22 protein-coding genes are annotated in these 25,473 nt (G+C 40.6%); 15 read left to right on the top strand and 7 right to left on the bottom strand.

Annotated features, from left to right (window positions below; translation table 11 throughout):
* Positions 1 to 4 precede the first annotated feature (4 nt).
* The 11 genes from BT_RS08380 (at position 5) to BT_RS08330 (ending at position 12,419) form a co-directional block, all read left to right on the top strand.
* Positions 5 to 1,102, top strand: coding sequence for a Wzz/FepE/Etk N-terminal domain-containing protein (locus tag BT_RS08380; protein WP_011107922.1), 1,098 nt, complete (start codon positions 5 to 7; stop codon positions 1,100 to 1,102).
* 40 nt (positions 1,103 to 1,142) lie between these two features.
* Positions 1,143 to 2,585, top strand: coding sequence for a lipopolysaccharide biosynthesis protein (locus BT_RS08375; RefSeq protein WP_011107921.1), 1,443 nt, complete (start codon positions 1,143 to 1,145; stop codon positions 2,583 to 2,585).
* A gap of 9 nt (positions 2,586 to 2,594) precedes the next feature.
* Entirely contained in the window at positions 2,595 to 3,956 is a 1,362-nt protein-coding gene (locus BT_RS08370; RefSeq protein WP_011107920.1) for a bifunctional cytidylyltransferase/SDR family oxidoreductase, read from the top strand.
* 6 nt (positions 3,957 to 3,962) lie between these two features.
* Positions 3,963 to 5,120, top strand: coding sequence for a CDP-glycerol glycerophosphotransferase family protein (locus BT_RS08365; protein ID WP_011107919.1), 1,158 nt, complete (start codon positions 3,963 to 3,965; stop codon positions 5,118 to 5,120).
* A gap of 45 nt (positions 5,121 to 5,165) precedes the next feature.
* Positions 5,166 to 5,894, top strand: a complete 729-nt coding sequence (locus tag BT_RS08360; RefSeq protein WP_062694757.1) for a glycosyltransferase family 25 protein — start codon at positions 5,166 to 5,168, stop codon at positions 5,892 to 5,894.
* Between the two features lie 6 nt (positions 5,895 to 5,900).
* The gene (locus BT_RS08355; protein ID WP_011107917.1) at positions 5,901 to 6,893 is read left to right on the top strand and encodes a glycosyltransferase family 2 protein; all 993 of its coding nucleotides are present in this window, start codon (positions 5,901 to 5,903) and stop codon (positions 6,891 to 6,893) included.
* Positions 6,884 to 8,182 carry a hypothetical protein gene (locus BT_RS08350; protein ID WP_011107916.1) on the top strand — a complete coding sequence of 433 codons (1,299 nt, stop codon included), beginning with the start codon at positions 6,884 to 6,886 and terminating at the stop codon, positions 8,180 to 8,182. Before BT_RS08355 ends, BT_RS08350 begins: the two co-directional genes overlap by 10 nt.
* Positions 8,179 to 9,090, top strand: coding sequence for a glycosyltransferase family 2 protein (locus BT_RS08345; RefSeq protein ID WP_011107915.1), 912 nt, complete (start codon positions 8,179 to 8,181; stop codon positions 9,088 to 9,090). Before BT_RS08350 ends, BT_RS08345 begins: the two co-directional genes overlap by 4 nt.
* Before the next feature lie 16 nt (positions 9,091 to 9,106).
* A complete protein-coding gene (locus BT_RS08340) occupies positions 9,107 to 9,916 on the top strand; it encodes a glycosyltransferase family 2 protein (RefSeq protein WP_011107914.1) in 810 nt (269 codons plus the stop codon).
* Between the two features lie 28 nt (positions 9,917 to 9,944).
* A complete protein-coding gene (locus BT_RS08335) occupies positions 9,945 to 10,571 on the top strand; it encodes a sugar transferase (protein ID WP_011107913.1) in 627 nt (208 codons plus the stop codon).
* A gap of 282 nt (positions 10,572 to 10,853) precedes the next feature.
* Positions 10,854 to 12,419 (top strand): ATP-binding protein, encoded by a 1,566-nt coding sequence (locus BT_RS08330; protein ID WP_011107911.1) that lies wholly within the window; start codon positions 10,854 to 10,856, stop codon positions 12,417 to 12,419.
* 113 nt (positions 12,420 to 12,532) lie between these two features.
* Here the strand turns inward: BT_RS08330 and BT_RS08325 are convergent, their stop codons facing one another.
* From BT_RS08325 to BT_RS08315, 3 genes are all read right to left on the bottom strand, one after another.
* The gene (locus BT_RS08325; RefSeq protein ID WP_011107910.1) at positions 12,533 to 12,946 is read right to left on the bottom strand and encodes an N-acetylmuramoyl-L-alanine amidase; all 414 of its coding nucleotides are present in this window, start codon (positions 12,944 to 12,946) and stop codon (positions 12,533 to 12,535) included.
* Between the two features lie 4 nt (positions 12,947 to 12,950).
* A complete protein-coding gene (locus BT_RS08320) occupies positions 12,951 to 13,055 on the bottom strand; it encodes a smalltalk protein (protein WP_008767884.1) in 105 nt (34 codons plus the stop codon).
* Between the two features lie 90 nt (positions 13,056 to 13,145).
* Positions 13,146 to 13,646 carry a DNA-binding protein gene (locus tag BT_RS08315; protein ID WP_011107909.1) on the bottom strand — a complete coding sequence of 167 codons (501 nt, stop codon included), beginning with the start codon at positions 13,644 to 13,646 and terminating at the stop codon, positions 13,146 to 13,148.
* Positions 13,647 to 13,865: 219 nt separating this feature from the next.
* Here BT_RS08315 and BT_RS08310 point away from each other — a divergent pair, with 219 nt between their 5' ends.
* On the top strand, positions 13,866 to 14,084 hold the full coding sequence (locus tag BT_RS08310; RefSeq protein WP_008767886.1) for a DUF4248 domain-containing protein: 219 nt from the start codon (positions 13,866 to 13,868) through the stop codon (positions 14,082 to 14,084).
* 198 nt (positions 14,085 to 14,282) lie between these two features.
* Here BT_RS08310 and BT_RS08305 read toward each other — a convergent pair whose 3' ends face one another.
* Complete coding sequence (locus tag BT_RS08305) at positions 14,283 to 16,130, bottom strand: DUF3987 domain-containing protein (protein WP_011107908.1); 1,848 nt, start codon at positions 16,128 to 16,130, stop codon at positions 14,283 to 14,285.
* Between the two features lie 65 nt (positions 16,131 to 16,195).
* A complete protein-coding gene (locus BT_RS08300) occupies positions 16,196 to 16,822 on the bottom strand; it encodes a BT4734/BF3469 family protein (RefSeq protein ID WP_008767888.1) in 627 nt (208 codons plus the stop codon).
* A 156-nt stretch (positions 16,823 to 16,978) separates the two neighbouring features.
* Between BT_RS08300 and BT_RS24340 the strand changes: the two genes are divergently transcribed.
* Positions 16,979 to 17,128, top strand: coding sequence for a hypothetical protein (locus tag BT_RS24340; protein WP_162838073.1), 150 nt, complete (start codon positions 16,979 to 16,981; stop codon positions 17,126 to 17,128).
* A 277-nt stretch (positions 17,129 to 17,405) separates the two neighbouring features.
* On the opposite strand, the gene BT_RS08295 is transcribed toward BT_RS24340, so the two are convergent.
* Positions 17,406 to 18,935, bottom strand: coding sequence for an arylsulfatase (locus tag BT_RS08295; protein ID WP_011107907.1), 1,530 nt, complete (start codon positions 18,933 to 18,935; stop codon positions 17,406 to 17,408).
* Positions 18,936 to 18,972: 37 nt separating this feature from the next.
* Positions 18,973 to 22,938 carry a two-component regulator propeller domain-containing protein gene (locus BT_RS08290; protein WP_011107906.1) on the bottom strand — a complete coding sequence of 1,322 codons (3,966 nt, stop codon included), beginning with the start codon at positions 22,936 to 22,938 and terminating at the stop codon, positions 18,973 to 18,975.
* 131 nt (positions 22,939 to 23,069) lie between these two features.
* Here BT_RS08290 and BT_RS08285 point away from each other — a divergent pair, with 131 nt between their 5' ends.
* A complete protein-coding gene (locus BT_RS08285; RefSeq protein ID WP_011107905.1) occupies positions 23,070 to 24,500 on the top strand; it encodes a RapZ C-terminal domain-containing protein in 1,431 nt (476 codons plus the stop codon).
* Positions 24,500 to 25,252, top strand: coding sequence for a nucleotidyltransferase family protein (locus BT_RS08280; RefSeq protein ID WP_008767893.1), 753 nt, complete (start codon positions 24,500 to 24,502; stop codon positions 25,250 to 25,252). Before BT_RS08285 ends, BT_RS08280 begins: the two co-directional genes overlap by 1 nt.
* Positions 25,253 to 25,473: the final 221 nt, after the last annotated feature.

Genomic DNA, 25,473 nt, shown 5'->3' with positions numbered 1-25,473 from the left:
ATTTATGTCAGAACAATCAGTAGAAAGGAAACTGGAAGATATGGAGATTGATTTATTGGATATATTTCGTAAAATTGTAGCAATTCGTAAGAAAATTTATAAAGCAGCTACCATTGGTTTGTTAATTGGTATTATTGTAGGGGTGAGTATCCCTAAAAGATATACGGTCACTGTAACTCTTTCTCCGGAAATGGGGAATGATAAAGGAAACAGTGGGTTGACTGGCTTAGCTGCCTCTTTTTTAGGTGGGAGTGCTAGTATGGGAGGGGGTGTTGATGCATTAAATGCTTCCCTGTCATCAGATATTGTATCTTCTACTCCTTTTTTGTTGGAGTTATTGAATATGCAGGTTATGGTAGATAAAGGAGAAACAAAAACACTATCTGGTTATTTAATGACAGAATCTTCCCCTTGGTGGAGTTATATCATAGGTTTACCCAGTATGTTTATTAGTGGAGTGAAATCTTTATTTACTGATGAAGAAGAACTATTTGGTGAAAGACAACAGGGTGGGGTGGTTATCTTAACTGAGAAAGAGAAAGATCAGATTGATGCGCTAAAAAAGAATATAACGGCTATTATTGATAAGAAAACGGCTATCACCAATGTTAGCGTTACTTTGCAGAATCCTAAAATAGCTGCGGTTATAGCAGACTCTGTCGTTCATCGTTTACAAGAACATATCATAGGCTATCGTACTTCAAAAGCAAAAGAAGATTGTGTTTATCTGGAGAAGTTGTTTGAAGAGAGGAAGCAGGAATATTATGCTACTCAAAAAGATTATGCCGAATATGTGGATACACATGATAATTTAATTCTTCAGAGTGTACGTGCTGAGCAGGAACGTTTGCAGAATGACATGAGTTTGGCATATCAAGTATATAGTCAGGTAGCCAATCAGCTGCAGGTTGCCAGGGCTAAAGTACAAGAGGAAAAACCTGTGTTTGCAGTGGTGGAACCGGCTGTTGTTCCATTGAAAGCTTCAGGATTAGGTTTGAAAGTTTATGTTTTACTATTTGTATTTTTATTTGTTTTTGGTACTATAAGCTGGATATTGATGGGGAGGAATATATTTAACTGTTTGAGGAAAAATAAAATTTGAGTTTTCTCATGAAGTTATTTTAATATACAATAGAATAAAAATGTCGTCTTCTCTTATAAATAAAGCCACAAAGGGCGTTTTTTGGAGTGCAATTGAACGTTTCTCAGTTCAAGGTATTCAGTTTGTACTAAGTATTATTATTGCTCGCTTGCTATTACCATCAGATTACGGACTCATAGCTATGTTGAGTATATTTCTTGCTGTAGCGCAGAGTTTTATTGATAGTGGTTTTTCAAATGCGTTGATACAGAAGCAGAACCGTACAGAGATTGATTATTCTACTGTATTCTATTTTAATATAGGCATCGGTCTTTTCTTCTACCTTGTATTTTACATTTCTTCTCCTTATATTGCTCTTTTTTATTCAGAGCCTCAGTTATGTTTGATTACAAAAATAGTAGGGTTGAATGTAGTGATAAATTCTTTTGGGGTAGTGCAAAGGGCAAAGTTCTCAATCGCCTTAAATTTTAGGTTGCAAGCTGTTGCTTCATTAACGGCAGTAATTTTAAGTGGAGTCTTAGGGGTCAGTTTAGCATATTATGGGTATGGCGCTTGGTCCTTGGTGATGCAAAGTTTGTTGAATAATTTTTTTAATGTATTGTTGCTTTGGTTATTATCTAAATGGTATCCTCTATGGTGTTTCTCATGGAATAGTTTCAAATCTCTTTTTTCATTTGGAAGTAAGTTATTAGTGTCGGGTCTTCTACATACTTTGTATACGAATCTTTATTCTTTGGCAATTGGGAAGAAAATGACTTCTGGGGATCTTGGTTTGTATAATAGGGCATCTACTTTGGCGGCTTTTCCGGCAGGAAATATTACAGATGTGATGTATAAAGCTATGTTCCCTGTTCTTTGCACTATACAAGATAGTGATGAAGAGTTGGAGGTCTATTTTCTGAGGTATATTCGTTCAGCATGTTATGTCGTTTTCCCTTTGATGATTGGTTTGGCTGTGTTAGCTGATCCTTTTGTTAAAGTTGTTTTGACAGACAGATGGTCAGGGATAGTTCCAATACTACAAATTTTGTCTTTTGCATATATGTGGGATCCTGTAATGCGCATTAATAATCACTTTTTATATGCTAAAGGTAGAACGGACTATACGCTGAAGGCAGAAGTCTTTAAAAAGATAATTGCTTTTTCGATTCTTCTGTTGACTATTCCTTTTGGGCTGTATGTTATAGCTTGGGGAGTCGTTATTTATTCATTTATAGATATATTTGTAATTACAAGATATACTTGTATAATTTCTAATGTAACATTGACCAGTGAGATAAAGAAATTATTTCCAGTATTATTGTTAGCTTTAAGTATGGGAGCGTGTGTATGGTTATCAACCTATTTCGTTATTTCTTCTGTGTTAAAACTTCTCTCAGGCGTTCTTATTGGTGTGGTCTATTATTTGGTAGTTTCCAAGATATTCAAGTTTGAGGAGATGTGTTTTTTGCAAAATATGATTGTGAGATTGAAAAATAAGTAATATTTTATAATGAGAAATATAGCAGTAATTCTAGCCGGTGGTTCCGGACAACGATTGGGTGAGAATATACCTAAACAGTTTTTAAAAATAGCAGGTAAAAAAGTCATTGAACATACTATTACTGTTTTTCAAAATCATTCTTTGATAGATGAAATTGTAGTTGTAGTCCATCCAGACTATATAAGGGATGTAGAAGATATTTCGTTGAGGAATTCTTTCAATAAACTAAAAAAAATATTATTAGGGGGAAAGGAAAGATACCACTCTAGTTTGGCAGCTATCAATGCTTATGATGAAGAAGTGAACTTATTATTTCACGATTCAGTTCGTCCTCTTGTCAATGAGCGGATTATAAACGATTGCATCCGTGCATTGTTGACTTACAATGCCGTTGATGTAGCAATTCCTACAACGGATACTATTATTCAAGTAGATGATAATAATGAGATTGTCAAAATACCCTCACGCATATTATTGCGTAATGGACAAACACCTCAGGCATTTAAACGTTCTGTTATAAAAGCCGCTTATGAAAAAGCTTTGCTTGATCCCTTGTTTAAAACAACTGATGACTGTGGTGTAGTTTTAAAATATTTGCCTGATGAATCTATTTATGTAGTCAATGGAGAGCAATTTAATATGAAGTTGACATATAAAGAAGATATTTTTCTTTTAGATAAACTTTTTCAATTGCGTAGCATTAGGAACCAGCCCACTTTATTGGAAAAATCGGAAATGGAGGAACTACAAGGAAAGGTAGTTGTAGTTTTTGGGGGTACGTATGGTATCGGACAAGATATTTGTGAAATTTGTCGGGAATATAAAACGTCGTTGTATGTATACAGTCGTTCTACAGGAGTGGATGTGTCGAATAGTCAAAGTGTAAGGAGAGTTTTATCTGAAATATTTGATAAGGAAGGACGGATTGACTGGATCGTTAATACCGCTGGTATATTGGACAAACAGCCTTTGGCGAATATGAGTTATGAAGCGGTACATCAAAGCATTGATGTAAATTATTTAGGTAATATTATTGTTGCAAAAGAATCTTTTTTTTATTTGAAAGAAAGTAAAGGATCGTTGTTGTTTTTTACTTCTAGCTCTTATACACGCGGAAGGGCGTTGTATAGTTTATATTCATCGTCTAAAGCTGCTATTGTAAACTTTGTACAAGCTTTGAGTGAAGAGTGGTTTGAATATGGTATTCGTGTGAATTGCATCAACCCAGAACGTACTAAGACCCCTATGCGTATTCAGAATTTTGGAAATGAACCGGAAGATACTTTATTAGAACCGAAAGTGGTAGCAATCGTATCAGTAAATACTTTGCTATCGGAAATGACAGGTGAGGTTGTTGATGTAAAAAGATAAAATTGTATGATGTTGGTTATCAAACACTTATTAGGATACTTTATTTTACTTGTATCTTATGTTTTTCCCCGTATTTCAACCATTTGGGTCTTTGGAGGAGAGAATAATGCAAAATATTTATATTATAAGCTAAATGAAAAGGCGGCAGATATTAATTGTATTTGGATTTCAAAGTCTAAAGAAGAGGTTGCACAAGTGTGTTCTTTAAAATATAAGGCTTTTTATCTTTGGAGTTTGAAGGGGCTGTTTTATTCATTAATAGCTGGACGTTATATTTATACGTTTTCTGTTTCAGATATAAATCCTTGGACTATTGGTTGGACAAAAAGAGTAAACTTATGGCATGGCGTGGGTATTAAGAATGTTGAATTTAAATGTAAGCTTGGTCCATTGGCAAAAAAGTATAATCCGAATAGTCTTAAATCTCGCTTCCTTTACCCATATTTATTTTTCAGACCTCATTTGTTTTTATCAACCTCTCCTTTAATGACTAAACATTTTACAGAGTGTTTCAGAATTTCGGAAGATAGATGTATAGAGGCTATGTATCCAAGAAATGAAATTTTATTATGGGCACATGATCAGATAGAAGAATTTCTTAAACGATATAATAAAGAGCAGGAACTGGATGTAATAGAGGATTGTGCAAGTTATTCTTATGTATATATTTATATGCCAACTTGGAGAGAGGATAAACGTAACATACTAGAGATTATTGATTTCGACAGATTGAATCAACTCTGTATTAAAAACAATAATCTATTTTTGTTTAGGCTACATCCAAATACGGAAATAAACTTAGATATGTTAGTGAGTTATTCAAATTTAAGGATAATTGATTCTTCTTGTGATATATATCCAATTTTGCCTTTTACTGACGTCTTAATAACAGACTATTCTTCAATTTATTATGATTATATGCTGATACCAAATAAACAAATTTTGCTATTTCCTTTTGACGAAGAAGAGTATTGTACTTTTAACAGGGATTTGGCTTTTGATTATAAAATATATACTCCAGGAATACGTATATATAGCTTCGAAGCTTTATTAGAAATTGTTGAATCGAAAAAGAACTTAAATATAAAAGAAATAAAGGTAATAAAAAAGCTCTTTTGGAAAGGGCGCAACGAATCTATTATAGACCGAATCATCAATCTATAGAATAATGGGAAACGATGAAATTATTCATTATATTATAAAATAGTAATGAAGGCGTATATTATAAATCTAAAAAAATCTGTTGACCGTAAAAAGTATATGCAGGAGCAGCTTGAAAAAATGTTCTTTTTATCTGCTGAGTTTGTAGAAGCTGTGGATGCTAGAGGGATGACTGAAAGAGAGAAAAATGTTTTTTTTGATACTGAGCTTTTTTGTAAAAGATATGTAAAAGAGGTTCGTCCGGGAGAAATTGGCTGTACGCTTAGTCATCAGAAATGTTATAGAAAATTAGTGGAGTCAAGAGATAAATATGCACTGATTTTGGAAGATGATATCGTGATTCGTCATAATATTGATACTCTTGTTCCTGAGATTGAGAAACTATTGAATACCGATGAGCCCCGTGTCATACTTCTGTCTGGTTGGTATTGGTACTTGGGTACAAAGACAATTAAACAACATTATTGTCTAGCTCGTGTATATGATGCCTTTTTGACCCATGCTTACATTATAAATCGAGAAGCAGCTTCTTTGTTGATAGAACAGCGACCTTTTATTACTGCTGATGATTGGTTTTATATTCGCAAGAAGGGGGTCAAACTGTATGCCGTGCTTCCTCACTTGTTAGATCAGGACTGGAGTGGGGAGTACCCTACATCCATCAACCAAGAAGAAAAAAAACGATGTCCAGGGTTGTGGAAAAGAAAGATAGAAATTTGTTTTCACTCATTACTCTTGAAGTTTTTATATATCATAAAGCGGTTTGAAAAAGCGTAACTCACAATGCTGGAAGTAGATGTTGTTAGAATAAGTGTAATTGTTCCGATTTATAATGTAAAGTTATATATTGAGCGTTGTGTACGTTCTTTGATGGAGCAGACATTGGAAAATATAGAGTTTATTTTTGTGAATGATTGTACTCCAGATGATAGTATGGATATTTTACATTATGTATTGGAGGAGTATCCAAAACGTCGCGAACAGATTAAAATAATAGAACATGAGACGAATAGGGGTATATCAGCAGTGAGAAATACTGGTTTAAAGAATGCGACAGGACAATATATTATATATTGTGATAGTGATGATTGGGTAGAGAAGAATATGTATGAAAAATTATTGGTAAAGGCGCTTGAAACAAGTGCGGATATTGTAGGGTGTGACTTCTTTGATGACTATGTTGCTCACTCTACAATACGAAAACAATTATTTCCGCAACAATCAGAAAAGTGTGTGAAGAAAATGCTAAGAGGAGAATTACATTGTGGTACTTGGAATAAATTAGTAATTAAAAGTCTTTATGAACGGACGAAGATAGACTTTCCCGAAGGTATCAATATGTGGGAGGATGTATCTACTATCATTCCTTTATGCTTTCATGCTACTAAAATAGATTATATTCCTGAAGCACTTTATCATTATATTCATCATAATGTGAGTTCATATACATATAGTGTTACTGAGAAATCTTTAGAAAATTTAGTTGCTTCTATTCAATTACTTGAATCTTTTTTTCTTACTAATCAATGTTTCAAAACATTTGGGGAAGACTTGTGCTTTATGAAGCTTACTGTTAAATTAAACCTATTGTTGGGCAGCAAAGGTGAATTGCAAAAAAAAAGGAATATGTTATATTCTTCAGCTAATCGTTATATCTTTTCTTATTCCGGTATGTCATGGTATTGGAAAATAGCTCTTTGGGTGGCTTCAAAAAAAATGTTGTTTTGTTTTAATGTCATGTCGTGTATAGAGAGAATAATTAAAAAATGGAAATAAATAATAATATATCATCTACGATTCCTTTAGTTGATATTGTTCTTGTGTTCTGTTATGTTTTTTCGTTTTATGTGATAGGACCATTGACAAGTTCTGTAATTATAGCTCTTCCATTAATGTTTTGTTGTTTATATAAAAAAAAATGGGGATATTGTTTGCTTTTAGAATTGAAAAACAGTTTTATTGTAAGAATATTTATATCACAATGGCTTCTTATAGGTATCGCTGTTTTTTATAGTTGCTTGCATTTGACTATGGAATTAGAGTATATTAAAGTACTGATTGCTCAAATGTTTCATTTCATTTGTGGCATTTTCATTATTATCTATTTAAAATATCAGAAACAATATACCACGTTAAAAATAGAGCAAACTATTATATGGGCTTTTCTAGTACAATCTATTATTCAATTGATAGCTATGTCTATACCATCATTTGCACATTTTATTCTTTATTTTAGTCGTGCTCATGATTTACAAGATGCTTATGGAGGAGGTGTACGTGGATTAGCTCTTTCTTCAGGAGTAGGATGGAGTCTGGGGCTTGCTTATGGACTTATATATATTGTTTTTGTGAAACGTTATTTGCTCAGTGGAGTCAATATGAAAAGTACATTAATTGGTATACTATTATTGATGGGGACTATTTTTGCTGGACGAACTGGATTTGTTGGGGCTTGTTTAGGAGGTATCTTTTTTATAATTTCTAATCAACTAAGTTACAGGACTAAATTAATGTTCGTTTTAAAAATACTACTGGGAGTTATTTTGTTTTTTTTATGTATTTATTTCCTTTTTCCTTCGATGACTGAACATTTAGTTGATAATGTTTTTCCTTTTGCTTTTGAACCTTTTTATAAAATGTACTATAATGATGAATTTTCCACTTCATCTACCGATAGGCTGGAAGAAATGTGGCGAGTGTCTACATCTGTAGAAGAAATATTGTATGGTAGTGGAAGTTTTATAGATACTATAACAGGTGCATATTACAAGCATATAGATATTGGAATTTTGCGGAATTTGTTTTACTGGGGAATTGGGGGATATATACTACTTATTATTTATCAATTAATACTTATTGCTCCGATTAAATATAATAAAATTCAACGTGTTTCACATTTTAATATGTTTTTCTATAAGCTCTTAATAATCGTATATTTATTTTTATTGGAATGTAAAGCAGTAACTATTGGACTTAATAAAATGACTTTTTCAGTGATATTTCTTATTGCTTATTTCTATTTCGATGAGATTCATTCTAAAAAATATATAGCTGAGTTAAGATGACTATTTCTTTTATTATTCCTGTGTATAACGGAGAACGTTATATCTCTGCTTGTTTATATTCCTTGTTAAAGCAAACATATACTGATTGGCAGGCAATTTTGATCAATGATGGTAGTACGGACAATTCACTTTCTGTACTTCAGTCTTTTGCGAAAAGTGATTCTAGGTTTGTTGTGTATAGCCAGAATAATCAAGGAGTTGCTATTGCACGAAATAGAGGAATAAAAGAGGCACAAGGAGAATATATTAGTTTTCTAGATATAGATGATACGTTAGTCTCAGATTTCTTAGAGAGATTTATTTGTCATTTTGAAAAGAATGTTGATATAGTGATTGCTGGTTATCATGTGGTTCGAAAAAATAAAAAAGTGTTAAAGCAAGAAGCAAATGTAACATTAGAAAAGATTGATTATTTGAAAAAAGTTTTGAGGGGAAAATATGGTTGGGAGCTATGGGCAAAAGTATATAGGAGAGAGTTGTTTGATGAACCTATGTATATTCCTTGTCATCTCAGGATTGGTGAAGATGCAACAGTATATATGCAATTAGTAGCACGCTCTTGTAAAGTGAAAATAATCAATGAAGCTTTATATAATTATATTCAATACCCTTCTTCTGCTTCACATCAGAGGTCTGTTACTTTGGCGGAAGAAACTCTTCAAGCAGCTTTTTATATTGATCATTTATTGAAAAAAGAATCTTTTTATCAGGAAATACGAGATGAAATAGATGCTATGTATTTATTGTTCTATTCAAATTCTACTCGTAAGGCATTTTTGAGATTAAACCATCCTTTGATATATCAAGTTTATCAAGAACATTATTCATTAAGGGCATTAAAAATACTTCCTTTATTCAAGAGTATATATATATCACTTTCTTTATTGTTAAGAAAAACTTTATCATAAATCTGAATTCAAATTAATGTTTTCCGTTTTATTATCCGTTTATTATAACGAATCTCCATATTATTTCCGACAATCAATAGATAGCCTTTTTAATCAAAGTTTACAATTAGCAGAAGTTGTATTGGTGAAAGATGGAGAGCTTACGCCTGAGTTGGAAAATGTAATAACTGAATATACTGCTAAATATCTTCAGATTAGAGTTGTTCCTTTAAAGCAGAATCAAGGACTTGGTAAAGCTCTAAATGAAGGCTTAAAGCATTGCTCCTACGATTTAGTTGCCCGAATGGATACAGACGATATAGCCAAGCCTAATCGTTTTGAGAAACAAATAAGGGTTTTTCAGGAGCATCCGGAATTGGATGTAGTAGGAGCATGGATTGATGAGTTTGAAGAAACTACTTCAAATATTATTTCTACAAGAAAATTACCTGAAGTTCATGATGATATTTGTCAATTTGCAAAGAAGCGTAATCCAGAAAATCATCCGGTAATCATGTTTCGTAAGCAAGCTGTATTAGCAGCTGGTGGATATCAGCATTTCCCTCTTTTTGAAGATTATTATCTATGGATACGTATGCTACAGAATGGTGCGAAATTTTATAATATCCAAGAGAGCTTATTATATTTTCGTTTTTCATCAGCTATGTTTAAACGAAGAGGTGGCTTAAAATATGTGACTACGGAACTACGTTTTCAGAATCTGCTGAGAAATTTAGAATTCATAACTTTCTCTGAATATCTCTATAATGTCTTTATACGGGTGATTACCAGGATGATGCCCAATTCTTTACGGGCTATCTTGTATAAAAAAGCTTTGAGAAAATAATCTTTAACCAAACTATAATTAATAATTTATGGAACAACAAACAACTTTCATTCCTGACGGAATGAATGCTTTTGAGCGCAATGTAAAACGGGTGGGGGATTGCATGATTGCGGGAATATTAATGATTATTTTTTCTCCATTATTTTTAGCCTGCTATATAGCTGTGAAACGGGAAGATGGTGGTCCGGCTATCTTCAGGCAGGAACGTATCGGACGTTTCGGACGTCCGTTTTATATTTATAAGTTCCGTAGTATGCGTTTGGATGCGGAAAAAATGGGTCCTGCGCTATATAAGGGTGGGAAAGATGAACGATTGACTAAAGTCGGTAAGTTTTTGCGTGAACATCATTTAGATGAATTGCCGCAACTTTGGAATGTCTTTTGTGGACATATGGCTTTTATTGGTCCTCGTCCCGAACGGAAATATTTCATAGATCAGATAATGGAACACGATGCTCGTTACGTATTTTTGTATCAGATACGACCGGGCGTAACTTCGTATGCTACGCTATACAATGGGTACACAGATACGATGGATAAAATGTTACGTCGTCTCCGATATGATTTGTTTTATTTGCAACATCGCTCATGGTGGTTTGATTTTAAGATTTTGGTGAAGACATTTATAAATATTTGTTTTGGCAAGAAGTTTTGAGTAGTGAAATTTGAGACTTTTATCTCTTTGATTTTAGTAGATAAAAAAGTTGTTTCAACAGAAGATGAGTTGAATATTACTGATCCTCCTTATAAAATAGAATTAGAAACAGGTATTTTAATAAACCCTTTTATTCTACCTAAAAAATATAGGGGAAAGTTGTCACTCCTTTTTATGAAAATGTTATGAAAGAAGAGATTGCATTATTATGATAGATGAAGAATTGTTAAGTAATAGGTCAATCTGATATTTTTTCGTAGTTTTGTGAAAAAGATAATTGATATGGAAGATTTGCAAAGGTTATATCCCATCGGAATACAGACATTTTCGGAAATTCGGGAGAGAAATTACCTCTATATAGATAAGACAGAATACGTTTACCGGATGACGCATTCCTCCTCTAAATATATGTTTTTGAGTCGTCCGCGTCGTTTCGGGAAATCACTGCTTACTTCTACGTTACATAGCTATTTTTCCGGTCGTGAAGATTTGTTCCGTGGGTTGGCGATGGAGAAACTGGAGAAAGAATGGATACAGTATCCGGTTCTACACTTCGACATGAGTATGGCAAAGCATGTGGATAAGGATAGCTTGGTGAACCTTTTAGGCTTCATGCTTGCAGAATACGAACGTACATTGGGAATTGACGCAGCAGGTACGGACCCTAATTTGCGTTTAACTAATTTGATAAAACGTTCTTATGAGCAGACTGGCAGAAAGGTCGTGGTCCTTATTGATGAATATGACGCTCCTTTGCTGGATGTGGTACACGAACGGGAGAACTTGGGTGTATTGCGTGACGTTATGCGTAACTTTTACAGTCCGTTGAAAGCTTGTGATCCTTATTTGCGCTATATATTTCTTACAGGTATCACTAAATTCTCACAACTCAGTATTTTTAGTGAACTCAATAACATCAAAAATATCAGCATGGATGAGCCTTATGCTGCTATTTGTGGTATAACGGGGAATGAGATACTTACTCAGATGAAAAAGGATGTGGATAGGCTGGCTGTCAAATTGAATATTACTGCGGAGGAAGTATTGTTTAAGTTGAAAGAGAATTATGACGGCTATCATTTCACTTATCCGTCACCTGATATTTACAATCCGTTCAGTTTACTCAATGCTTTTGCGGATGGAAAATTTAATTCTTATTGGTTTGGTAGCGGCACTCCTACCTATTTGATAAAGATGCTGGATAAATTTGATGTAGCACCTTCTGAAATTGGGGCGAAAACGGCTACAGCAGAAGATTTTGATGCACCGACAGAAACGATGACAAATATCACTCCATTACTGTATCAGAGCGGATATATCACTATTAAAGGGTATGATGAGGAACTGAATCTTTATACGCTTGATATTCCCAATAAGGAAGTAAGAATAGGATTAATGAAAAGCTTGTTGCCTCATTATGTATCTTCGCCTACAGAAAAAACGAATACCATGGTGGCTTATCTTTCCCGTGATATTCGGAATGGTGATATGGATGCGGCATTACGTCGCTTACAGGAATTCTTATCCACCATTCCCCAGTGTGATAATACGAAATACGAAGGTCATTATCAGCAGATATTCTATATCATATTCAGCCTGTTGGGTTTCTATGTAGATGTTGAAGTACGTACTCCGCGTGGACGGGTGGATATGGTGCTTCGTACTAAAACTACGTTGTATACCTTTGAACTGAAACTGGATAAGAATGCGACTGTCGCCATGGAGCAGATTAACCTGAAGAATTATCCCGAACGTTTTGCTCTGTGCGGATTGCCGATAGTGAAGGTAGCGGTCAACTTTGATAGTGAGAGTTGTACATTGGGAGATTGGAAGATTGAAAAAGTATAAAAATGTAGAATGCAAAAAAACGCAGATGGTAAAATAATAAAAGATTTGTCCCGGCAGTTTGTGGTCGGGACAAATCATTGAAGAGCTTGATAGTTGTGATTGATTTTACTAACCTACAATTCCCTGTATTCTTCTACGCAAGGGTAACACGGACATTCCTTCATCGGATTTAAATCATGATGTCCTACAATCAACGCTTCTGGAAATTTTTTCTTTAGCTCACGGAGTAGAGCTAACAGCGCCCCTCGTTGCGCCAGCGTACGTGTGTCTTTCGCTTGTCCTTCCGCATCCAGTCCTCCTTCGTAACAGATTCCTATGGAATGTGCGTTATGATTCCGGCAATGTGCTCCGATCTTCTCTAACGGTCGTCCCGGATGTATTTCCCCATCACGTGTGATGTAGAAATGGTAATCGATGTCACGGAATCCCCGATGTCGGATATGATCCTGCCGGCAAGCCTCCGCCGAGAGGGATTTTCCCTCCGGCGTGGCACTGCAATGAATGATAATCAGTGTGATGGTCCGCATAAGTTTACATACAGCTTTGTACTCCTATTAAACCACCTACGGCAGTAGCGACAGTGATGATTACTTTGATAATGAAACTCCATACGGATCGTGATGATGAATTACTCATAGCTTTTGGTTTTAAATGAAAAAAATATTGATTTTTAATGAGTCTTTAGCTGGGATAAGCTAAAGACTTTGGCAGGGTTCAGATTACGAATTAAACAGTCGGGTCCGGTGCCTCTTCGTCTCCTTCGTCCGGATTAGGTTTCGGATCAGGGGTATTGCCTGAACCGGAGCCTCCTCCTCCGGGCGTTGTCGGTTTCTGATACTCTGCCTGTTGTTTCAGCTGGCTGTCGAGTTTCAGGTTGGTTGTCGATAAGTTTCCTGTGGCACGTGCTTTGAGTCGCATACCTGTGATGTTCTTCTCCAATGAGAACTCTTCCAGTGTTTCGGCAGCCTTGCTTCGGATTCCTACACCGAAGATGGCTAGATCATCAATTTTCACACTTTTGCCGTCGAGCAGCAGTTCCTTGATGCAGTCCACCATATCAGTAAGCACGCCTTTGATCACCCCACTAGAATACGGTGAATTGTGCTTTGACATATGTTCGGCAAGTTTGGAAAGATCGAAAGTCTCGTCGCTTACCGCCCGGGCGAACCACTTGCCCGCATTCAAGCCTTTCTTTTGCTGGTTCTGATAGATTTTGTAACGAATCATAAAATAATAATTTTAAAGAGTTAAACATACTTTCGTGAGGATTTCTCCCTTTCGATGACACAAAGATAGCATACTGTAACTCGGAAAAATCGGTTGTGTACAGTGACAGTCGGTAATGTGCAATTGTTGTCAGTTATAGTCTGTTATTCCCTGGTAAAACGTAGGTAATGTGAATATATTTTGTTACTTTTGTGACTGTAAAACAGAAACTTATTTGTCATGATAGAATTCAAAATACGTGCTTACGGTCGTATGGAACTGGCACAGCTTTATTCTCCCGAACTTACGGGCATTGCCGCTTACCGCAAAATGAATAAATGGATTGTCCGCTGTCCCGGTCTTCAGGAACGCCTGTCCGATTTAGGCTATCAGCCGCAGCACCGTTCTTACACTCCGTTGGAGGTAAGGGCAATCGTGGATGCGTTGGGCGAACCATGAGCAGGTAATAAGTATTAGGTAACAGGTAATAAGTGTTGTAGACTGCGAGGGCGTTTTGTATTGGCTAAAGCTATGCTTTACGACTTCTAAAGCATAGCTTTATGGTATCTAAAGCGGTGCTTTAGCTTCTACAAAACGTTATATCCCTATGACACAAAGTTATCAACCGATGCAAAAATGCACTTTTACGGGGCATCCCTAACACACGCACACACGTGCGCGTACGTAAGTCCCCTTTTCTTTCATGGCAAAGAGTCCCTTTTTTACGAGACGTCTCAGCCAGGAGAGTGCAGTGTTGGGTTTGATTCCCATAGCTGTAGCCTGTTCCGTCAACTGTGTACGGGTGAACTCGTCACCCAGCGCATCGAAGAAGGCGTCACGGTCGGCATTGGCCCTGTGTGGGATTTCCGAAGATGGAAGGAAAGATAATATATGCGTGGCATGCCGATAGAGAGGCTTTACAAGCCCAAGAACAGCTTTAAAGTCTTCAGGAGTGATAGTTATATCCCAACGGGTAATAATGCCGTCCTTGACGTTATCTGTGGGAATTTCCTTGTCCGGAACGGGAGCGTATCTGTCAGAACTCTTAAGCTGATAGGGTTGGGGGATTTCCAACACCCGCAACATGGCTATCGTTGACATGATGCGGCAGATATTGACAGCCAGACGGGCTATGAAACTTCTCATTTCGTTGCCATTGGCAATGTCCGAACGGAAAAACAAATCGGAGAAGAGAGCGTTGAATTCCTTTTTCTGCTCGTCGGTGAGGCGAAGCGTATGGATGCCGTGTTCTTTCAGTATATCCAGCTTTAGTTGCCAATCCCTGCCTATGGACCTGAAGATTTCGTCCAGATCTATCTCTCCGCACGCAAACTGGTCAGCCCATGTATAGATGCCGTGCATGTAGTAGAACAGTTGGCGGGAGAAAAGTCCGTTCTCTGCCGACGGGATGAGGGCTCTCACCTGTGCGGGTGTCCCCGAAAGCAGGACGGCAAGAAAGATTCTCTTTACTTCCCGGTATTCCTGATCGGTACGTCGGTTGTAGGACAGTCTGTCATGGTCGAAGGCTTTGCGAAGCGTGTCGCTCCAATGCCCGTATTCGGAACTGATGGCGGAGGCGATGGTGTCCGCTTCGGTTTCGCAGATGAGTCCTGTTCCGTTGGCGTCCATGATATTTTGCAGAATACCGGTGCCGCTGTTATTGCCCGAGATAAGAAACATTTTGTTGGGAGGCATCTGAGGTGCTTCTGTATTGACATGCTCTTTGCCCAGCAACTCATAGTTTTTCTTTTCTTTCCGGTAGGCTTTCATTTCTTCGTCCACTTGTTGGCGAATTTTGTCATGAATAGGTTCTACGAGCAGGCGGATAAGTGAAAGTCCGCTTTTACCCGAAGCAGGAGGGGCTACAAAGAAGGTTTGCAGACAAGGAGACTGGTATTTTCCGGAATAGGAACATCTCACATAGCGTTCCATCGTAGCTCCTAGTGCGGTCAGTGCTCCGAGCAAGAGTATGTCCCGTTGTGTAGGAGAGGTGGCATAGCTCAGAATGAGCATCAGGATTTTAGGCCAGTCTGCTTCGGGGAAAGTAGGCAGCGGTTGTAGAGGATCACTGTCTGTCGAGAGTTCTTCGGAAGCGTTGGCGTTTTCGTCGTTGTCGTTTTCTTCCTCTTCCTCCTTATTATACGCGCGCCTGTGTGTGGAGAAATTGTAGGGTGCATTTAGTGCATTTTCTGCATTTTTTCGGCTGTTCATAACTTCCTCCCGGCAGATTTTCACTCCTGTCGATTCTGCGAGATGAAAAGCCGTTCCCAGATGTATTTCTCCATGCTGCTTCATGAGGGCGTTGGAGAACATTCGTTCGGCATGCTCGCGCTGATATTTGGCGGATATCCGGCACAGGCGGTGAAAAAACTCACGTCCTGCTTCGCCACAGTCTGTTGCGATGGCGAATGCTAATTGTACGTACTCGGCGTAAGAGGGTGCAATGTCGGCACCTGCCGTTTCGACTGCCTCAGTGATGAGGCGTAAAGATTCAATATTGGTCATTTTTTTAGAATTGACAATTGACAAATGATAATTGACAATTGAAGTTGATCATTCGTGATTATAATTTAATACTCTCTGAATAGTGCTTGTGGGTCGTGGCTGAGGAAACAGGCTCTTACGATGTCTTTGCCGGAGGTGTCTACGGCTTTTGGCGGAGTTTCTGTGGAGTCGTCCATTTCTGATCCGTAGGTTATTTCTATGTATTGCATTGCCCAGTTTATGCTTTCTTTTACGTTCCGTGTCTGATCGTCTGCGTAGAGTTTGCTATAAGGTACGAATGCTTTCACGCCCCGGCCGCTGGGACTGATGAATGTAAGTATGGGGCAGAGGAAAAGGTCGTCGAACAGTGTACGACGCATTTCCACGGCTTTCTGATAGGAATCGAGGTTATCTATATCTACCACTATGAGCCCGGAAGGCGATGCGAAGAATTTACTACTCCGGCGGATGAATGTGCCGCATGGGGTTACGTAGGGGAGTAAAGAGGCTTTTGCCATTCGCAGGTCTCCGGCACCGCGTACTTGTTCGGTCAGTGCTTTGAGGTTTTCGTTGCAGGTGATCATCTGATATACCTGTTCGACCGAAACTTCGCAGAAGGGAGTGAGTGTGGCGGGTGTAACGGTTTGTCCTTGTTCGTTCCTGATGGGAGCAATCGGGGGCATGAAATAAGACATTCTGAAATTGTTTGTCATAACATTTATCGTTAATTCTTTTAATAATGCGGTTCTGTTTTTGAAACGCAGCGCAAAATTAGGACAAAGTGATATAACGGCAGTTCGGACATATCCGAACTAATGTGAATATTTTTATAACAACTAAATTATTATTAACGTTTAAAACAAGAAAAAATGAAAAAAGAGTATCATCATTTTGCATTCGGCCTTTTTATCGAAGAGGTACTTAAATGTGAGAAAGTGGTTGTTTCAGCCATGTGTCAAGCTATAGGCATGAGTAAGGAAACTTACGAAATGCTAAAAAAAGGGATGATAAGTGTTTGAACTATTACGAGCGTATATTTAATTTTTACTATGATACGCTCACAGAAGAGGAGTTTCTGGAGAAAATGCATGAGTGGTCACTGCGGTATATCCGGTATAGGAAGAGACGGGAGGAAGAAAAAGAATCCGCACGGAAACTCTCGGATCAATAGCGGATTATTCGGCTATTGATAACAGTCAGGCACGGATTTTGCGGAACTACACGGTTTTTAATTACTCAACTCTTAAAACCGTGTAATCCGCGAAATTCGTGCCTAAATGATAAACTTTTATTACCTTATTTCTTCTCCGGTAGTGTAACGGAGAAGTGAGGGTTAGGCGTGTGCTGTGCAAAGATAACGGCCTTCATCTTTTCTACAATCTCCGGATGCTGGTCGGCCACATTGTTGTCTTCATGAATGTCCGTTGCCAGATTATAAAGGAAAGGTATCCCTTTCTTTACCACCATCTTCCAGTCTCCCATGCGTACGCCAATCTGATTTGTTTCATTAAATTCCCAGTAAAGGAAGTCATGTTCCTTCTGCTTTTTCTTTCCCAGCAATGTCGGGGCGAAGGAAATGCCGTCGAAGTAATCTACTTCTTTGTCTTTGTTCGCATATTTCTTTACGTAATTCTTTTCGCCGATGATCTCGCAGAAAGTAGGCATCAGGTCGTAGAAAGCGCAGATGTGGTCGTTTACTGTACCTGCAGGTACACGTCCCGGCCAGCGGGCGATAAATGGGATACGGATACCTCCTTCATAGCATTGGCGTTTCAAGCCACGCAGTTTACCGTCTCTGCCGAAGAATGTAGGATCAGCTCCGCCTTCTTCGTGAGGGCCGTTGTCGCTGGAGAAAATGACCAGTGTATTCTCGTCCAGTCCTTTCTCTTTCAGCTTTTTCAGTACTTCTCCGACGTAGTAGTCCAGTCGGGTAATCATTCCTGCAAATTGTGCGTGTACATGCGTGATCGCGTTGTATCGCGATCCTTCGCTGCCTTTGTAGCTCTTGTCAGGATTGAATTTCTCTTTATATTCATTTAAGATAGAGTCTTCCGGCTGAACCAGTTCCGCATGGGGCAGGGTATAAGTCAGCACTCCGAAGAACGGTTGTTTGCCGTCCTGCTCATCCAGCCATTCCATTGCTTTCTGGTGAATCATATCCGCCGAATATTGCGGGCGTTTTTGATAATCGGCACCGTACATCGGATACTTGATGTTCTCGTCCATAATGACACGTACTACGCCTGTGTCGCCTAATGCTTTGCTGTAGCGATTGAGGAAATTAGGGTAGTAAAGGTGGGCCTGGAACTGACAGATGTAGCCGAAATATTCGTCTATCCCGCGTTTGTCCGGAGTGGAGCAGGAACCTTCATAACCTCCCGCCCATTTGCCGAACATACCGGTGGTATATCCGTTCTCTTTCATTATCTCGGGCAGGATAACGTGATCGGGGTCATAAGGATGCTGACCGACTACTGCATACTCCTTGTTGTTGCCATACATTACTGTGGGGGCGTTCGTCCAATATTCCTTGTTGCCCCGTACTTCGCAATGTCCTGTATGCTGCCCTGTCATAAATGAAGCTCGGGAAGGAGCACTGACGGGACTTCCTGCGTATGCCTGTGTGAAGCGCATACCCTCGCTTGCCATCGCATCCAGATGGGGGGTGCGGATGAATGGCTGACCGTAGCATCCCAGATCGCCATATCCCATGTCATCGCAGAGGATGAAGAGGATATTCGGCTTTGTGTTGTTTTTCTGTCCGCTGGCAGACAGACTGGAAAGAATAAGCGTACCGCTTACTAAAGAAAATAATTTGTAGTTCATAAAAATAATGTGTTAAGAAATTTATATATTAGGGGTTTTATTGATTAATTGTTTTTGATGTCTCTCTCTTATGTTTCTCTTTATATTGAGTCGGTGTTTCGCCCGTGTACTGCTTGAAAGTCGTGCTGAAATAACGGGAAGTAGTGAATCCCACTTTCTCCGCAATTTCCGTAAATGACATTTCCGTGCCGGTGATCAGTAGAATTGCCTGCTCCATCCGGAACTTATTGATATAGTCATTGGCTCCCATGTCCGTCAGTGCCTTCAGTTTGTTGTAAAGAGAGGCCCGGCTCATGCCGATTTCTTTGCATATAAAAGGAATATCCAATCGGCTACTGTCCAGATTCTCTTGAATGATCTTGTTCAGTTTGAGCAGGAACGTTTCATCTGCCTGGCTGAAGGTGCTTTCTTCCGGAGCGGGGATCAGTCCTGCGTTCAGATATCTCTTCTTGGTATGTTCACGGTTTTTTAGTCGGTTACGGATCAGTTCCATCAGCATTTCCACTTCGAACGGTTTGGTCAGATAGGCGTCCGCACCGTTTTTGTAGCCGCTCATCTGACTTTGTTTGTCGTCTCTTGCCGTCAGCAGGATAACGGGGATGTGACTGATCGCAATGTCTTCCTTTATGTTTTTGCAAAGCTCATATCCGTTCATGCGGGGCATCATGACGTCACTTACGATGATGTCGGGAGTATGGCTTTTGATAAGCTGAAGTGCCTCTACACCATCAGAGGCAGTCAATATACGTTTGAAGTATTCTCCCAGTGCTTTCTTTAAGAAGTCCGTCAGGTCGGGATTGTCGTCTACCACCAGAATGCTGTAGGGAGCGGTGGCGAAGCTGTCTTCCTCTTGTGACTGCTTGCTGCTGTCGTCGCTCATCAATTCATTCAGATACGCTTTGGGCTGGCAGATGATCTCTTCCGATTCCAGTTTCAGCGGTAGTTCGAAGAAGAAGGTGGCTCCCGATTCCGAATTGTCCCGTGCGCCGATGGAGCCGCCGTGCAGTTCCACCAGAATCTTGGAGTAAGACAAGCCGATGCCCGTTCCGCTCTGTTCGCCCATGCCCTGATAAAAACGGGTGAAGAGCTTCTGTGTATCTACCTGCTGCAATCCGCAACCTTGGTCGGTAATGGAGATGCGTACTCTTTTTTCTTCGGGCAGCAGTTCTGAAGTGATGGTGATTTCCGTGTCTTGCGGGCTGTGTTTCAGTGCATTGATCAGCAGATTACTCAGAATGATTTCACATTTGTCCTTATCGAAACTCACTATTTTGATGCGTGGATCGAGCCGGTAATGAATCTGTATATTCTTTGCTTCCCCTTCGCTGACGAAATCTTGCGATACATGTTCGATCCATTCGTTGAGCGGGTGAGGCTGTATGAGCAGTTTGCTTTCTCCCACTTCCATCTTGCGCACATCGAGCACCATGTTGATCAGATTCTTCATTCGTTGAGACTGCCGGTAAATCGCTTTCAGCGGCAGGTATTGGGTATCTGCCGGGGATAAGGACTTCAATATGCGGCTGAGCGGAGCGTGGATCAGTGTCAGTGGAGTACGCAGTTCGTGGCTGATATTGATCAGGAAACGTACTTTTTCTTCGTACACCTGTTGCTCGTGCTCCTTCATGGCCCATTTCAACTTATCTTCTTTTCGTTTCAGTGTTCTCCGGAAAGTTTCGACAATCATTCCGGTTACTAACAAGGCACAGCCCAGCGTGAACCACCATGTGCGGTACCAGGGAGGGAGTACGGTCAGTTCCAGTATCTGCTGACTGGGAATCCAGCTGCCGTCCTTTGCTGTGCAGGAAGCCATAATCTGATAATCGCCGGGCGGAAGCGAGCGGATGACCAGTTCCGGGTTGTACGATTCGATCTGCTGGTCGTTCAGCCCTTCTATCTGATACCGATACACTTTCTGCCGGAAGATATCCTCTTCTTTGGACATGATACGGATACTTATATTACTGTTCCAGGGAACGGAAATTCCGGTCGGGTCACCGCACAGTTCATTGTTGACGGATTCTCCGTTGACGATGACATCCGATAATTGCAGTTTGGGCAGCTCGGAAGTAGCCGGCGGCAGATTGCTGTTGATATGCAGCAGTCCTTTGACGCCGCCCATGTAGACATCTCCGTGGCTGCTCAGCAGACGGGGTTTGGAAAGATATTCGTTTTGAATGGCACCATCCGATTCGCCGAACAGTACGAATTTCTTTTCTTTGATGAGCCATGCGAAAAGCATGTCATTCGTTCCGAACCATACTTTTCCCTGCTGGTCGCACACGATGAGCGTTACTTCCGTGAATAGCGTGGTGGTAAAGGGAGTACGTACTTTGGTAGCGGGATTATAGTGGATCAGTCCGTAGTTGCTCCCTATCCAGAAGTCTCCGTATTCGTCACGCGCAACGGAATTGATGACCGTATCGTTGAAGCAACGGAACAGAGACGTCAGGCGGTTGTTCCGTTTGTCCAGTTGGTAGATACGTTTCGTATCGTTGAGATAGGTATAGTTTTCGTGATTGGTGATGGGCAGAAGAGCGCCGATGATGTCCTGTCCCTCCTGTTCGGTGGCAATCCGGAAAGTGCGTTTGTTCAGGTCGTATTGATAGACGTGGTCGCCGAGCAGCAGCACGTTGTCGGGGCTGTTTTGATATAGGTTGACCGCTTTTCCCCGATTGCAGAGGCGGGTGGTCGTTTCGTCGTCAATGATTGTGAACGGTTGTTTCTCTCCGGTAGACGGATTGAAGACGAACACTCCCTGTGAGAAGAGCGAGATCAGTAGTTTGTCGGGAGTGAACTGACAGATAGATGCCACTTTGTCTTCCCACGTAGAGAGATAATGGGTGAACTTCTCCGTGAGAGGATTGAAAAGGTTGACTCCGCCTCCGTCTGTTCCGATCCATATTTTATCGTCGGACTGCTGATAGAGGCTGAGGATGGTGTTGTTGCTCAGTCCACGGTCGTTGCCGGGCACTACGTCCGTGTAGGTCACCATTGACACTTCGCGGATGCTGATCAGTCCGTTCCGGATACTTCCTGCCCATATATTGTTGTTACGGTCGTTGTAGAGGCTGAGGATGGAGTTGGCGGGGAGCGAATAGTTGTCTCTGCCGGGGATGTGTTCCAGCAGGGAAAGCTGTCCGGTTTCCGGTTCGAGGATGTTGATACCGCCTCCGTCCGTTCCGATCCATAGTTTGTTCTCCCGTTCGGCAAGGCTGAGTATGACATTGTTGCTCAGCGAGGAGTTGCGGGTGGTGTATGATGCCAGTTGTTTTCCGTTCCGGTCGAAACAGTAGAGCCCGTTATTGTAGGGGGCAATCCATATCCGGTTCTTCGAGTCGATGATCATGCTCATAATCTCCTTTCCGCAGTCGAAAGGCGGGCGGCTGTATGCTCCGGTTTTCAGGTTGAGCAGGAGTAGCCCTTGCCAGCGGCTGCAACAGAGTACAGTTTCTTCATCCCAAAGGCTGAGTATCGTGATATTGAAGTTTCTGAAATCCGGTGTCTGGTCGAATTCCTGCAGCAGGCGGAAAGAACCGTCCCGGTAGCTGTAAAAGTAAATTTTGTTTTTGGCTCCGAATAATAACCCCTCTGGGGTAGGGCAGGTGGAATATGCGGTGATGTTCTTTCCTTTTTCGTCGGTTGGCAGGTAGAAGTCGTCACTTTGCCGTTGGTAGCGTGCCACCCCTTTATCAGTCAAGATCCAGATATTGTATTGTTCGTCTTCTGCAATCTGAAGGACGAGGTCGTGAGGCAACGAATGCGGATCGTCTGCATGATGGATGTATTTCTTCAGTTCGTGGCCGTCAAACCGTCCCAGACCGGAGCGGGTGCCTATCCACACGAATCCCTGTTCATCCGTAAGGATACACCGGACGGTGGAAGGTAGTCCTTCTTTCAGAGAAATCTGCTTGTAATAGTAATGCCCCGCCTGTAAAGGAAGGACACCGGCCATTTGTGTGATAAATGCGATGCATAGGACGATATAGAGTCTTGCTTTCATTGAATTAGGTCGAGTAAACAGAAGCAAAGATAATACATTCGGATGAATATTGAATAAAATGATATAGAGTTTTGAGCAAAGATGATATTAATTTATCTATAATCTTTATCTTTGCTCGAAAATGTACGACTATGATTACCGAAGAACTACAGAAACTATATCAGGAATATACGGGAGTTCCCGTAGAGAATATAACAGAATTACCATCTTCCGGTTCCAACCGCCGCTACTTCCGGCTGACAGGTGCGAAAACCCTGATCGGCGTATGTGGCACGTCTGTCGAGGAGAATGATGCTTTCCTTTATATGGCAGCCCATTTCCGCAAGTCCGGCCTGCCTGTACCCGAAGTTCATATCGTTTCCGAAAATAAGAGTTACTATCTTCAGGAGGATTTGGGAGATACCCTTTTGTTTCATGCAATCGAGAAAGGACGTGCTACCAGCGTATTTTCCGAAGAGGAAAAAGAGTTGCTCCGCAAGACGGTCCGTTTGCTTCCTGCCATACAGTTTGCCGGAGCCGACGGCTTCGACTTTTCCCGTTGTTATCCGCAGCCGGAGTTCAATCAGCGTTCTATCCTTTGGGATTTGAATTACTTCAAATATTGTTTCCTTAAGGCTACCGGCATGGAATTTCAGGAAGATAAACTGGAGGACGACTTTCAGAAGATGAGTGATGTGCTGCTGCGCAGTTCTTCCGCTACTTTTATGTACCGCGATTTTCAGAGCCGCAATGTGATGATCAAAGACGGTGAGCCGTGGTTTATCGACTTTCAGGGCGGACGAAAAGGGCCGTTCTATTATGATGTCGCTTCTTTCCTGTGGCAGGCAAAGGCGAAGTATCCCGATAGTCTCCGTCAGGAATTGCTGAAGGAGTATATCGATGCCCTGCGCAAATATCAGCCTATCGACGAGCCCTATTTCTATAGTCAGCTTCGTCATTTTGTTCTTTTCCGCACGTTGCAAGTGCTCGGAGCTTACGGTTTCAGGGGGTATTTTGAGAAGAAACCTCATTTTATCCAGAGTGTTCCTTTTGCTATCCAGAACCTGCGTGACTTGCTCAAAGAGGCGTACCCTGAATACCCGTATCTTTGCAATGTGCTACGCGAACTTACCGAACTCAAGCAATTCACCGACGATCTCAAGAAACGGCAGCTTACCGTCAAAGTGATGAGTTTTGCTTATAAGAAAGGGATTCCCGATGATCCTACCGGTAATGGCGGCGGTTATGTCTTTGACTGCCGTGCCGTGAATAATCCCGGTAAGTACGAACGCTACAAACCTTTCACGGGACTGGACGAACCGGTGATCAGTTTTCTCGAAGAAGATGGTGAAATTCTCCGTTTCCTCGACTCTGTCTATGCGTTGGTAGATGCTTCGGTGAAGCGATATATGGAACGTGGCTTCAGTAATTTGTCCGTTTGCTTCGGCTGTACCGGAGGACAGCATCGTTCGGTTTATTCGGCGCAGCATCTGGCAGAGCACCTGAACCGCAAATTTGGCGTGAAAGTGGAGCTGGTGCACCGCGAACAGAATATAGAACGTACTTTTGAGGCAACTGTGTAATGAAAGCAATGATATTTGCAGCCGGGTTGGGTAGCCGGCTGAAACCACTGACCGATACGATGCCCAAAGCCCTTGTTCCCGTGGCCGGACGTCCAATGCTGGAGCATGTGATTTTGAAACTGAAAGCTTCCGGTTTTACCGAAATAGTGATTAATATCCATCATTTCGGTGAGCAGATTATTGATTTTCTGAAAGCTAACAATGATTTCGGACTGACGTTGCATATTTCCGACGAACGGGACCTGCTGCTCGATACGGGGGGAGGAATCAGAAAAGCCCGTCGATTCTTTGAAAATTCCGATGAACCCTTCCTTGTGCATAATGTGGATATTCTTTCGGATATGAATCTGAAAGAACTGTATGACTTTCATTTGCGGAACGGAAGTGTAGCCACCTTGCTCGCCAGCCGGCGTAAAACTTCCCGTTATCTGCTTTTTGATGCGGAACAAAGATTGTGCGGATGGATCAACAAAGATACGGGACAGGTGAGGCCCGAAGGTTTCCTATATGATGAGTCGCTGTATAGAGAGTATGCCTTTAGCGGTATCCATGTTTTTTCGCCTGCTGTCTTCCAGTTGATGGAAGTGCCGTGCTGGGAAGGCAAGTTCTCTATTATGGACTTTTATCTGGCTACCTGCGGGCAAACGGATTATTGCGGTTATCTTACGGAAAAGCTGGAACTGATTGATATCGGCAAGCCGGAGACGTTGGCACGGGCGGAAGAGTTTTTAAGAGAGAATATAGTATCATGAGTATATTCGGGTAATTAGAGTTAATGAAAGGCGGAGATATTCGGAAACGGATATTGCCGCCTTTCTTTTTTTGTCTCGAAAGTTGTCTGATAATGTCTGTTGACCTCGAAAAATGCGATAAAATGGACTATTTTAGACATTTTTGGAAGAATCATAGCCAAAATCGAACATCTTAAATCTTAGATATAACCTAAATTTGTGGCAGTGAATGTCAGGAAAGA

The sequence above is a fragment of the Bacteroides thetaiotaomicron VPI-5482 genome (assembly GCF_000011065.1).
GTDB lineage: Bacteria > Bacteroidota > Bacteroidia > Bacteroidales > Bacteroidaceae > Bacteroides > Bacteroides thetaiotaomicron.
Note: the sequence above shows the minus strand (reverse complement) of the source record. Positions and strands in the feature narration are given on the sequence as shown.

What these genes read in the sequence shown, in the direction of transcription:
- BT_RS08380 (WP_011107922.1), top strand. Translation starts at nt 5, where the DNA reads ATGTCAGAACAATCAGTAGAAAGGAAACTGGAAGATATGGAGATTGAT.
- BT_RS08375 (WP_011107921.1), top strand. Translation starts at nt 1,143, where the DNA reads ATGTCGTCTTCTCTTATAAATAAAGCCACAAAGGGCGTTTTTTGGAGT.
- BT_RS08370 (WP_011107920.1), top strand. Translation starts at nt 2,595, where the DNA reads ATGAGAAATATAGCAGTAATTCTAGCCGGTGGTTCCGGACAACGATTG.
- BT_RS08365 (WP_011107919.1), top strand. Translation starts at nt 3,963, where the DNA reads ATGATGTTGGTTATCAAACACTTATTAGGATACTTTATTTTACTTGTA.
- BT_RS08360 (WP_062694757.1), top strand. Translation starts at nt 5,166, where the DNA reads ATGAAGGCGTATATTATAAATCTAAAAAAATCTGTTGACCGTAAAAAG.
- BT_RS08355 (WP_011107917.1), top strand. Translation starts at nt 5,901, where the DNA reads ATGCTGGAAGTAGATGTTGTTAGAATAAGTGTAATTGTTCCGATTTAT.
- BT_RS08350 (WP_011107916.1), top strand. Translation starts at nt 6,884, where the DNA reads ATGGAAATAAATAATAATATATCATCTACGATTCCTTTAGTTGATATT.
- BT_RS08345 (WP_011107915.1), top strand. Translation starts at nt 8,179, where the DNA reads ATGACTATTTCTTTTATTATTCCTGTGTATAACGGAGAACGTTATATC.
- BT_RS08340 (WP_011107914.1), top strand. Translation starts at nt 9,107, where the DNA reads ATGTTTTCCGTTTTATTATCCGTTTATTATAACGAATCTCCATATTAT.
- BT_RS08335 (WP_011107913.1), top strand. Translation starts at nt 9,945, where the DNA reads ATGGAACAACAAACAACTTTCATTCCTGACGGAATGAATGCTTTTGAG.
- BT_RS08330 (WP_011107911.1), top strand. Translation starts at nt 10,854, where the DNA reads ATGGAAGATTTGCAAAGGTTATATCCCATCGGAATACAGACATTTTCG.
- BT_RS08325 (WP_011107910.1), bottom strand. Translation starts at nt 12,946, where the DNA reads ATGCGGACCATCACACTGATTATCATTCATTGCAGTGCCACGCCGGAG.
- BT_RS08320 (WP_008767884.1), bottom strand. Translation starts at nt 13,055, where the DNA reads ATGAGTAATTCATCATCACGATCCGTATGGAGTTTCATTATCAAAGTA.
- BT_RS08315 (WP_011107909.1), bottom strand. Translation starts at nt 13,646, where the DNA reads ATGATTCGTTACAAAATCTATCAGAACCAGCAAAAGAAAGGCTTGAAT.
- BT_RS08310 (WP_008767886.1), top strand. Translation starts at nt 13,866, where the DNA reads ATGATAGAATTCAAAATACGTGCTTACGGTCGTATGGAACTGGCACAG.
- BT_RS08305 (WP_011107908.1), bottom strand. Translation starts at nt 16,130, where the DNA reads ATGACCAATATTGAATCTTTACGCCTCATCACTGAGGCAGTCGAAACG.
- BT_RS08300 (WP_008767888.1), bottom strand. Translation starts at nt 16,822, where the DNA reads ATGACAAACAATTTCAGAATGTCTTATTTCATGCCCCCGATTGCTCCC.
- BT_RS24340 (WP_162838073.1), top strand. Translation starts at nt 16,979, where the DNA reads ATGAAAAAAGAGTATCATCATTTTGCATTCGGCCTTTTTATCGAAGAG.
- BT_RS08295 (WP_011107907.1), bottom strand. Translation starts at nt 18,935, where the DNA reads ATGAACTACAAATTATTTTCTTTAGTAAGCGGTACGCTTATTCTTTCC.
- BT_RS08290 (WP_011107906.1), bottom strand. Translation starts at nt 22,938, where the DNA reads ATGAAAGCAAGACTCTATATCGTCCTATGCATCGCATTTATCACACAA.
- BT_RS08285 (WP_011107905.1), top strand. Translation starts at nt 23,070, where the DNA reads ATGATTACCGAAGAACTACAGAAACTATATCAGGAATATACGGGAGTT.
- BT_RS08280 (WP_008767893.1), top strand. Translation starts at nt 24,500, where the DNA reads ATGAAAGCAATGATATTTGCAGCCGGGTTGGGTAGCCGGCTGAAACCA.